Annotated in this window: 7 protein-coding genes; 3 read left to right on the top strand and 4 right to left on the bottom strand. The window is 47.6% G+C overall.

Annotated elements, in window-relative coordinates:
• Nucleotides 1–5: 5 nt before the first annotated feature.
• Both RT717_RS00835 and RT717_RS00830 read right to left on the bottom strand, forming a co-directional pair.
• Nucleotides 6–2195, bottom strand: coding sequence for an outer membrane protein assembly factor BamB family protein (locus RT717_RS00835; protein WP_317489851.1), 2190 nt, complete (start codon nt 2193–2195; stop codon nt 6–8).
• 60 nt (nt 2196–2255) lie between these two features.
• Nucleotides 2256–3683 (bottom strand): redoxin domain-containing protein, encoded by a 1428-nt coding sequence (locus RT717_RS00830; RefSeq protein ID WP_317489850.1) that lies wholly within the window; start codon nt 3681–3683, stop codon nt 2256–2258.
• A 122-nt stretch (nt 3684–3805) separates the two neighbouring features.
• Between RT717_RS00830 and RT717_RS00825 the strand changes: the two genes are divergently transcribed.
• Complete coding sequence (locus RT717_RS00825) at nt 3806–4255, top strand: 3-oxoacyl-ACP synthase (protein ID WP_317489849.1); 450 nt, start codon at nt 3806–3808, stop codon at nt 4253–4255.
• A 1-nt stretch (nt 4256) separates the two neighbouring features.
• Here RT717_RS00825 and RT717_RS00820 read toward each other — a convergent pair whose 3' ends face one another.
• Nucleotides 4257–7352 carry an ATP-binding cassette domain-containing protein gene (locus RT717_RS00820; RefSeq protein ID WP_317489848.1) on the bottom strand — a complete coding sequence of 1032 codons (3096 nt, stop codon included), beginning with the start codon at nt 7350–7352 and terminating at the stop codon, nt 4257–4259.
• Nucleotides 7353–7386: 34 nt separating this feature from the next.
• Nucleotides 7387–8196, bottom strand: coding sequence for a hypothetical protein (locus RT717_RS00815; RefSeq protein WP_317489847.1), 810 nt, complete (start codon nt 8194–8196; stop codon nt 7387–7389).
• A 158-nt stretch (nt 8197–8354) separates the two neighbouring features.
• Between RT717_RS00815 and RT717_RS00810 the strand changes: the two genes are divergently transcribed.
• A complete protein-coding gene (locus tag RT717_RS00810) occupies nt 8355–9047 on the top strand; it encodes a hypothetical protein (RefSeq protein ID WP_317489846.1) in 693 nt (230 codons plus the stop codon).
• Nucleotides 9048–9065: 18 nt separating this feature from the next.
• The gene (locus RT717_RS00805) at nt 9066–10463 is read left to right on the top strand and encodes a GH1 family beta-glucosidase (protein WP_317489845.1); all 1398 of its coding nucleotides are present in this window, start codon (nt 9066–9068) and stop codon (nt 10461–10463) included.
• Nucleotides 10464–10531: the final 68 nt, after the last annotated feature.

Raw genomic sequence — 10531 nt, 5'->3', positions numbered from 1 at the left:
CGGTATTACTCCGGCAACGCAAACGCCACGTATTCATCCCCCGACTTTGCTCCGATTTTTCCACCACCGCAGGCGATCACAACGTATTGCTTACCATCCACCATATACACAGCCGGAGTAGCAAAGCCCGAGGCCGGTAGGTCAGCTTCCCAGAGCACCTCGCCACTTACTTTGTCGAACGCCCTTATCTTTTCATCCTTGGTGGCTGCAATAAACACCAGGCCGCCTTTGGTGGAAACGGGCCCTCCATAGTTTTCAGTGCCAGTCGCCGAAATACCCTTTTCAGTCAATTCTTTCAACTCTCCCAGCGTCTTCTTCCAAAGCAGCTTGCCCGTGTTGAGGTCAACAGCGTTCAGCGTTCCCCAGGGTGGTTTAATGCCGGGATATCCGTTTTCGTCTATGAAGCGGTTGTACCCAGTCATCCTGAAGGGGATCTCGGGTGTCCGGGCATGAATTTTATTGCCATCCACTTCCGGTACCGCCTCCTTGTCCTCCAAGTCGAGCACAAACGCCATCAAGGCTTCCTGCTCCCCATCAGGAATTTGCTTGAAAGCTGGCATCATATTTTTGCCTGTTGAAATGAGGGTGGACAGCTGTGCTTTATTGTAGCGTTGGTTCAAATCAATCAGCGACGGATAAGCCGCTCCATTGCCCTTTCTTTCGGGCCCATGACACGACATGCAATACTTGTTGTAAACACCCTGACCAATGCCCTTCAAAGAATAGCCACCGGTGCTACTGGCGGGAGCCTCCACCATGTGCAACGCCCAGGGCATTTCGCTGGAATTCACATACAGTATACCCGACTCAGGGTCAACCGAAGCCCCACCCCACTCTCCGCCGCCATCATAGCCAGGGAAAATCCAGGAGCCCTCTTTGCTTGGAGGCGTAAATGCCTCACTATATTTTACTGTCTTAAATTTCTCCAGCAGATACGCATAAGCCTCCGGAGTGGTGCCATACACATCTGTTTCAGTGAACGACTGCCGGGCAAACGGCTCCGGCAGGGTGGGCACAGGCTGCGTTGGCCAGGGCGCTTCACCGTCAAGTGCGAAGGTGGGTACCGGCACCTCCTCAATCGGAAAGATCGGGTCTCCTGTTTCTCTCTCCAGAAGAAAAACATAACCGTGCTTGGTAATCTGCGCCACAGCGTCCACCATTTTTCCTTCATGATTGACAGTGGTAAGGATAGGATTGGTAGCCAGATCCCTGTCCCACAGGTCATGGTGCACCACCTGATAGTGCCAGATATATTTGCCCGTGCCAGCGTCCAGCGCTATGACGCAATTGGCAAAAAGGTTCTCGCCCTTGCGAAAGCCTCCGTAAAAGTCGGGGTTGGCCGTACCAGTCGATACGAAAACGATGCCCCGTTCTTCGTCCAACGACATACCCGACCAGTCGTTGGCTCCCCCTATTTTTTTCCAGGCATCAGGATCTTCCCAGGTGTCGTAGCCTTTTTCGCCAGGATGAGGAATCGTGTGAAAGATCCATTTCCGCTCACCGGTTCTCACATCAAAAGCTCTGATGTGGCCGGGCAGGGCATCAGGCCCTTCCGACAACCGCATGCCCATGATGATCAGGTCGTTGAAAATAACCCCGGGCGTGGTGCCAGAAGCATACGTTTTGCTGATATCCAGGTCGGTATCCAGCTGCTCCCTAAGATCAATATGCCCACCTTTCCCAAAGCTTTTCACCAGCTGGCCCGTCTCTGTATTTACGGCATACAGGTTCTCAGCAATACTGTAATAAATACGGCTATCGTTACCAGCTTCATCCGCCCAATACATCACTCCCCGGTTCACCGCAAACCAAAACCTGTCCTCGGTTAGCTGCTCCCTGGTCTCCTTGAAAGGATCAAAAACCCACCTTTCCGCACCAGTCGCAGCGTCCAGGGCAAATAGCTTTGACTCTGCGGAAGTGCCATACAGTACCCCGTCGACAATGATTGGGTTGCATTGGATTTGCGACCGGTTTTTTGGGTCTTTGTCTCCCGTGCTGTAGCGCCAGGCCTCCCGTAGCTTACTTACATTCTGCTTGTTGATTTGATCATTCGAAGAATACCTTTCACCCATTTTGGATCCGGCGTAGGCAGGCCAGCCACTGTAGTCGCCAGAAGCTTTTTCACACGATGAAAAAAGAAAGGAAACAAGAATAAATAAAGCAAAACAGCTTGCAAAGGAGCGGGGAGTTGTCATTGTTAGTAGGTTTCAGCCAAAAATTTAGCGCAAAAAAAACCCAAGCACAACTAATACTATTTAATCCTCCCCAGCAGGGCGCTGCACAGCCCGATATTGCTCAATAAACCCTGCCAGCTGTTCTACCTCCAGCTTCTTAGCAATGATCTTTTTATTTTTATCGAGTATATAAACCTGCGGAGTGGTTCTTACATTGTAGTCCCGGCGCATATTGCTTCTGAAGTAAGGATCAGCGCCATTGATCCAATCGAGCTCATACTCATATACAAACCGGCGCCACTCCTCAATATCGGTCGATATGCAGATGCCCATCACTTCCACTCCACTGTCTTTCAGTCGATGGTATTCTTCCAAAAGCACCGGCGTTGACTTCTTGCAGTGCCCACAGTTTGGGTCATAAAAAAAGAGAATGGTGAACTCGGCCTTTACCTGACTCAGGTTGATCGGTGATAGCAAGGTATCCAGCAATTGAAGAGTGGGAGCCTGCTTACCAACAAGGTTGGGGCTCACAAACTCCACTTCCTCAGCAAGTTTTTCTTTGTCTTCATTGCTCAGCCAGTCTGCCTTATCGGTCAGGTAATACTTTTTTGCCAGGTTCACCATCACACCGTCCATGCCCATGATTTTAGACTCCTGGTATTTTTTAAACAGCGTAACCAGCCAAAACCTGAACGCATCGGGCTGATCAAGCACTTTGGTCATTATTTTGTCTACATACACATTGATAGTGTCAGGATGCTGAATCACCACTTTGTCGAGAAAATGGATAACCGGCGACTTCAATACGGGCGTCCTGAGCAGTCCCGAATCATCAAAATCGATGCTTTCAAAATACTTCCTTTTGTAGTACTCGTATTTCAACCTGCCCCTTTCCAGGTCATCGGTCACTTCGCTATACTCAGGTATGCCAGGCACATCGGGCAATGCCATCAGGCGTACAAACTTGGCTACAAACGATTCGGGATACTTGGCAATGAGGTTTTGCCTGAAGTCATTCAGTTTTTCATTTACCTGCTTGTCTTCTTCAAAAATAGCCGAAGAGTCGGCTGCTGTGGAAGCCTGCTCCAGCTTCTTTCTTATGGCTTGCTTCTGGGTTTGAAGCTCCACCATTCCCAATTGAAATTCTTTGAACACAAAGTTCTCCGGCGATGATGTCACCTCCATGGTTCGGAAGGCTCCCTCTTTGGTAGTCTTCAGGCTGAACTTCTGCTCCTTCACTATCAACTCCAGAAAGTAATTAGGGGTGTAAAGAAAGTAGATCCCTGTAGGCAGCTCCTTCGCTCCTGTAAAACGATACACGCCGGGAGCAGTCGCCCGGGTGGTATCAGTCAGAAACCGTTGATCGCCGAACACATAGCCCAGGTAGGCCACGCTGTCCTGCATACCTTCCACAGTTATTTTTATATCATACCCCTGGCCAAACGTTTTTATGTTTAGCCCTAAAAAAATAAGAGCGGTGAATGTGAATCTTATAAGGGTTTTATTCATAGTCTGATACTAATCGCCAAACCAAAGGTAATGAGCAATCCAAAGTTTAAAAATGTTTAATTCTATTTACATTTGAGTTCTCCCTTAAAAAATATCTGAAATCAATACTTTTCCTTCGCTCTATGGAAGTCAAACAACAGCTTTTGCAAACGTGCATTGATCATGTGAAGTCAAGGATTGATACCGCCAATAGTGCTATTGCCGAGGCCAGGGAGGCTGCCAATTCAGAAACGAAAAGCAGTGCAGGCGACAAGTATGAAACCGGGAGGGCCATGATGCAGCAGGAAATTGAGAAAAATGCAACACAAGCAGGCGAAGCCCAAAAGCTGTTGCAAGTATTAAAATCTATTGATCCATCCAAAACGCCCGGCGCTGTCCAGTTGGGAAGCATGGTCAAAACGTCGCTTGGGCACTATTACTTTGCTGCCAGCCTGGGCAAAGTATCACTCGATGGGAAAGACTACTTTGTGATTTCACCGGGCTCACCACTGGGGCAGGCGTTTTTTGGAAAAAAGAAGGGGGAAAAGGTCACCTTTTTGGGGCAAACACACCTCATTGAAGAGTTAAGCTAGGCTATTCCTTGCGCAGCCTTGTGCGCCATACGCCTTTCATTGCCCTGCCAAAGAAATCTTTAACCAGGAGCACGTAAAGCAGCCCGGTCATGCACCACAGTACCATGAGGTTGAACCAGAAGGTATCAATGCGGTAGCCTAAAAAGATTTTCACGGGAGCATAAAAATGTGCTCTTCCCAGGTTGGACTCAGGCTCCATTAATACGGGATCCTTCTTTTGAATCAGCTGGTCGGCTCCATAATAGAGTACCTTAATTTCATTCCTGTTCAATAAAATATCAGACAGTGCCTCGTTGAAGGATGATTTTTTGAGAACCAAAATCTCATCCTTTCCGATCCTTCGGGACAATCCATTGTAAATCCCTTCTTGTTCATTGGCGGCATCTTCCATTTTAACGGTGAATGCCCTAGTCAGCGATTCGAGGTAACTCAATACATTTTTCCCAATATTTTGTGTAAAGCTCTTCGGTGTCAGGTTATTAGCAAACGTAAAAGGCTGCATCTCTGCCTTTTTCCCCAGCCTGTCCAGTTCGTTTCGGAGGATATCGAGCCTTGCCTCAAAACTCTCTGATTCCTTGTTCTCATCCTGCATCAGAGAGTTGGTGATGACCTCTAGTTCTGGAATTTTAAATGAGATATTGAACGAAGCGGCACTGATCTTTTTCTCCGCTTCAAAGAAATGCTTCTCATAGGCATTCTCCTTGAACTGTGCCACCGCAATGGCCTCATAAGCCCATCGTGACGCCATCACATCGCCGATAAATGGCACATAGACCCTGTTCGTAAGCGACTTGTGAAGGTCATCGAACTTGATCATGGCCCCTCCCAGCAGCAGCTGCGGCACCAAAATGAAGGGAATCAAAATGTAAATGGTGATCACCGAGTTAAAAGCGGACGATATGGTAAGCCCCACCAGGTTGGCAAAGCAAGCCGTAGAGAAAAGCAGCAGCCAGTAGTAGAGAGAAAGGCCATGGATTTCCAGGATAAAATTACCTATAACCACAAATGTCAGCATTTGAAAAGCCGACAGTGTGAATAGAAAGCTCACCTTGGAATTGATATAACTGAACCGGCTAAGGTTGAGAAACGACTCCCGTTCAATAATTTTTCGGTCTTTGAAAATCTCCTCTGCACTCACCGACATCCCAATAAACAAGGAAACCACCACCGCCATAAAGAGATACACCGGCAGGTTCTTGTTCTCCGCCAGGTTATACTCAAGTCCGCTTGAGTACTTAGAAAAATAACCAAGAATAAATGCCAGCACAGGTGCCTCCAACAAGTTGATAAGGATATACTGCTTATTAGCCACCTTCGACAGCACGTTCCGCTTACTATAAATCAAAAACTGCTTGAGTGAGCTGGGCAGCCTGAAATTGGACTTGGGAATGGACGTGTCGTGACGCAGCTGAGGAACAAACGGCTCAATCTTCTCTTTGTACTTATGAAACCAATCGCTTGGTTTGATTTTTCTTTCGGCCGTAGGGCGCCCGTCGTCATCAATGGTTTTCGTTTCAACGATCTGAAGAATCTGCTCGGGAATCACGTTGCCACAATGCGGGCACTCGCTTTCGGTGGCATTTACCTGCGTACTCTCGCTTTTGAAATAAACAACAGCATCAATAGGGTTGCCATTGTAGATGGGGTAACCGCCCCTGTCCAGCATCCAGAGCTTATCAAACAACTTGTAAATGTCCGACGAAGGCTGGTGAATGATCACAATAACAAGCTTGCCCTTGCGGGTCAGGTCTTTAAGCAGCCACATCACCTTCTCAGAGTCCATAGAGGAAAGGCCGGAGGTTGGCTCATCCACATACAACAAGGCTGGTTCACGCAGCAGCTCAAGGGCAATGTTCAGTCTTTTTCGTTGCCCACCTGAAATAGATTTGTTCAAAGGATCGCCGACCCGAAGGTCTCTGATCTCATACAAGTCGAGCTCGTGGAGCACTTTGTCAACAGTTTCCTCAAGCTGCTCCTTGCTAAACTCGCTGAAGCACATCTGCGCATTGAAGAAAAGGTTTTGGTACACTGTGAGCTCCTCAAACAACAGATCGTCCTGTGGCACAAAGCCTATCATTCCATAACGGGCGGCATTTTCCATGCTAAAGCCGTTCAGAGTCACTCTCCCCTCAGTCGGTTCAATTTTGCCATTCAGCAGGTTCAGCAATGTCGACTTCCCCACGCCACTGCCACCCATTACGCCCACCAGCGTGCCCGACTCTTCCGAAAAATTGAAGGGATGGATGCCATTGTCGCTGTTTTTGAATTGGAAGGTGAGGTTCCTCCCGGTCAGGACAATGTGCCCCCGCTTATGGTCTTCAAGAAACTTTTTGGTGATTTCAGTTTCGTAAATCGGCTTGATCGTCTTGCCTTTGATTATTGACCCGGGCTTGAGCTGATACGACTTACTTTTGACAATTTTGTTGCTCTCTACATAAAGGTTGAGGGGGCCGTCGTACCGGAAAAAGAAGGTGTTGATACTTGCAATATGAAGCACGAGTATCTTCCCAAACATGTTTTCCACCCGCATGTGATGAAACTCGGTAGCCCCGGCCACTTTCTTCTTTTTCATCATCCAGGCTATGTCATCCGACCATTCGGTGGCACGGTTGTCGATCACCAGCCCCCGCTGGGTGTCCATGCCCTTGCCATCTTTGTTAAGCACAAAAGCCTTGATGTCATTTACTTCTTTGCTGGGTATGCTGAAGTTCATACCCACCAGCATAACAAACTGTTCTTCCCGGTCGGTTACTTTTCCGTCGGCAAAAATGAGCTCCAGAAGCTGGAGAAATACAATGATACGTTCATGCTGAAGAAGCTCCTGATTGAGCTGATTGCAGATTTTGGTAACCTGCAAAATACTCTCTACGTCAGTGGCCAGAAGTGCTTCCTCGTCGCCTGTGCGGGGTTGGCTTCTGTGAAAAGAGAGGTAATTATTGTAGAGGTCAAGATATGCTTGAGTTAGCTCCTCGTTGTTCAGGCTCCTGTTAAGATAAGGCTTAATCACTAATTGAACCGAGTCAAACTGATCGTCCTCTTTGACACTCTCAATGATGGCGAACAGATGCATTAATGCATTTACAATCGACTCGGTCATAGCCGGGGAATAGGAACTAACTCAAGCAATTAAATTATGGTGTAACTATCTGCGTACGGATTGATTCGATGGCTACCTGCAAGTCATCAAATTGCTCAGCTGTCAGCTTATCGCCTACCTTGCTATACGCTTCTTTGATTCCCTGAAGAGCTGGAAGCACCTTTTGCACATTCTCGTCATCAGAAAATTCGCCAAGTAAGTCAACCAGCTTCGACACTTGCGACTTTTGGCCAGCGATAACATCCAACAGCTTTTGGTCATAGCCACTGCTGATAACCAGGTTCGATGAGATATACAATCCTTCCACCACACTACCAGCAAGCACTAGAAGCGAAGTTCTTTCTTGTGAGCTGCGGTTAAGGAAAGTGTAGGTGTCGTAGAAAGCCTCAGTGATAATATTGATCAGTGAGTCCTTGTTTTGAAGATTGTTCTCCACCCGGCGAGCCATTTCCATGCTAAAGCCAGAGGAGATATTGAGGCTTTGGATCAGCTTTCTGGAAGCGTTAAGAAAATCCATTGTCTCTTGCTGACGGTTGTAAGTACTGGCGTAGCTCAAATCGGCACCATAAACGCCCAGATTCACTGCCTTGCTATATGCAGTAACATACTGATCAGCATTTTCAGCATCATTGGTTATTCCCAACACAAATCCTGCCTGCGCATCCTGAAGCATTTTAGTTACTTCGAAAGAGGTAGGAATGGGGTAGTTAAATTCTTTTTCAACTTTGTCAACGGCGGTTTCCTTAGTGGCTTCTTCAGCAGATGCAGCCTTTTTGTCGCCTGAGCTACAGGAAACAACGAACGGAATTACTGCAAGCAAAAGAAGTGATTTCAGGTTTTTCATAGTTATTAGTTTTTGGTCTTATCTAGAAGGCTTGAATTTATCGGATTATTTGAACAAATCTAAATGTTTAGTTTGAATTACATCTACTAAACCACAGATGGCTTATATTGTAGATCAGCTTTGAGTTCCTCAAATCTTAAGTGCGCTAAATTAATTCAATGATCAATAATCCCAACTATCCTCTTCGCAGTCTTGGGCTTTTTATTTTACCGTTGGTCGTTTGCCTCGGACTCATGAGGAGTGTTTCGCTGCCCAACGAAAAGGCTCTACAGCCCTACAAAAGCCTGATTATAGCCCTCGAATTTGTGCATTCGTCATCGGATGTGGTTAACACACTGGAAGTATTGGACAAAGAAGAAATTTTGGGGCTGGACAGAGTAAATTATTTCGACTTCGTTTTTATGGCCGTTTACAGCTCTTTTCTGGCATTTTTCATCTACAAACTCGGCGTTGTCTCCAACCAGCCTCTGGTAAAGAGCATGGCCTGGGCAGGGCTTGTCATATTCAGCAGCGACCTGTTGGAAAACATCATGATGCTTCGCATTACCTCCGGGTACATGGAAGGCGGAATGAGCTTTAGCCCCTACATTAATTTTCTACCACTATTCACCTGGGCAAAGTGGGGGCTGCTGGCCGCCGTGTTTGCCTGGCTCGGTACACTTCTTATCCAAAAAGGTTCACTTTCAAAAATGCTCTCACTCATTCTTTTCCTCCCTGGCATTCTTTTGGCACTTTCTGTTGTCGATTATTTTAGCTGGATCAACAGGTTTACCACCTCCATATTTTTGGCCTTCATAATCCTCCTTATCTTTGCCGTTTGCTTCAGGAAAACCGAACAATATAAAGCGTAGCCAAGTCGACCCACGAGAATGCTAAATAAGGGCACAACAAAAACAAGCGGCAATCATGAGCTTTTGGAAGACATCCGCCCCTTCAGCCGGGTTGATTTTGGCAATGACTTCACATGGGGAGTAGCCACCGCCGCTTTCCAAACTGAGGGTGCCTGGAACAAAGATGGCAAAGGCGAGTCGGTTTGGGATCGGTTTACCCACACCAAAGGCAAAATCAAAACAGGTGACCATGCCAAGGTAGCCACCGACTTTTACCATCGCTACGAACAAGACATTGACCTGGTGAAACTGATGGGGTTCGACTCCTTCAGGTTTTCAATTGCCTGGCCAAGGTTGCTTCCCAGCGGCACTGGCCACGTCAACAGCAAAGGTGTCGACTTCTACCACCGGGTGATTGACTACTGCCTGGAAAATGGCATCACTCCGTGGATCACACTCTATCACTGGGACTTACCGCAGGCACTGCAAGACCATGGCGGTTGGGCCAACCGGGATATTATTGGGTGGTTCACCGAATATGTTGATCTGGTGACCAGACAATATGGCGACAAAGCACAAAACTGGATGGTACTCAACGAGCCCATGGCTTTCACCGGGCTGGGTTACATGGCTGGCTATCACGCCCCTGGCGTAAAAGGACTGGACTCGTTCCTTAGTGCAGCGCATCACACAACGATGTGCCAGGCCGAGGGCGGGCGAATTGTTCGCTACAATGTGCCTCATGCCAACATAGGCACTACGTATTCCTGCTCCCATGTTGACCCCATAGACAAACTGCCCTGGAATGTGGAAGCCGCCAACCGGATGGACGCCGTTTTCAACAGACTGTATGTGGAGCCAGGGTTGGGACTTGGTTACCCAACAAAGGCTGTTCCTATCCTCAAACGGATAGAAAAATTCATGAAGGCCGGTGATGAGGAAAAGCTCCCGTTCGAATTCGACTTTATCGGCATTCAGAATTACTTCCGCATCGTTTCAAAATACTCCCTGTTTTCGCTTGGCCTCTTTGCCAAAGAAGTGCCTGCCACGAAGCGGAATGTAGAAATGAACTCGATGAATTTCGAAATTTTCCCGGAAGGCATTTACCACATGCTCAAGCGCTTTGGCAGCTACGAGGGTATCAAAAAACTAGTGGTGACGGAAAATGGCGTTTGCCTGCCCGACCAGGTCAACAATGGGGCAGTGAACGACCACCGCCGCATCAAATTCTTCGAAGAATACCTGCTGCAAGTGCTCCGTGCCAAAAAAGAAGGCGTTGACGTTGACGGTTATTTTGTGTGGACCCTCACCGACAACTTCGAATGGAGCGAAGGCTACGAGCCCCGCTTCGGGCTTGTGCATGTCGACTACGAAACGCAACAACGCACAGTGAAAGACTCGGGTTGGTGGTGGAAGGAATTACTTCTAAGCGACTAATTCTTCAAATCTCTTTGCTTTGATATGGGTGTGGTGTTTCGGTTTTTCAAGTCCGATCCCACACGCCT

Source organism: Imperialibacter roseus (assembly GCF_032999765.1).
In the GTDB taxonomy this organism is placed as follows: Bacteria; Bacteroidota; Bacteroidia; order Cytophagales; family Cyclobacteriaceae; genus Imperialibacter; species Imperialibacter roseus.
The sequence above is the reverse complement of the archived record's forward strand: the minus strand, read 5'-3'. Positions and strand labels throughout refer to the sequence as shown.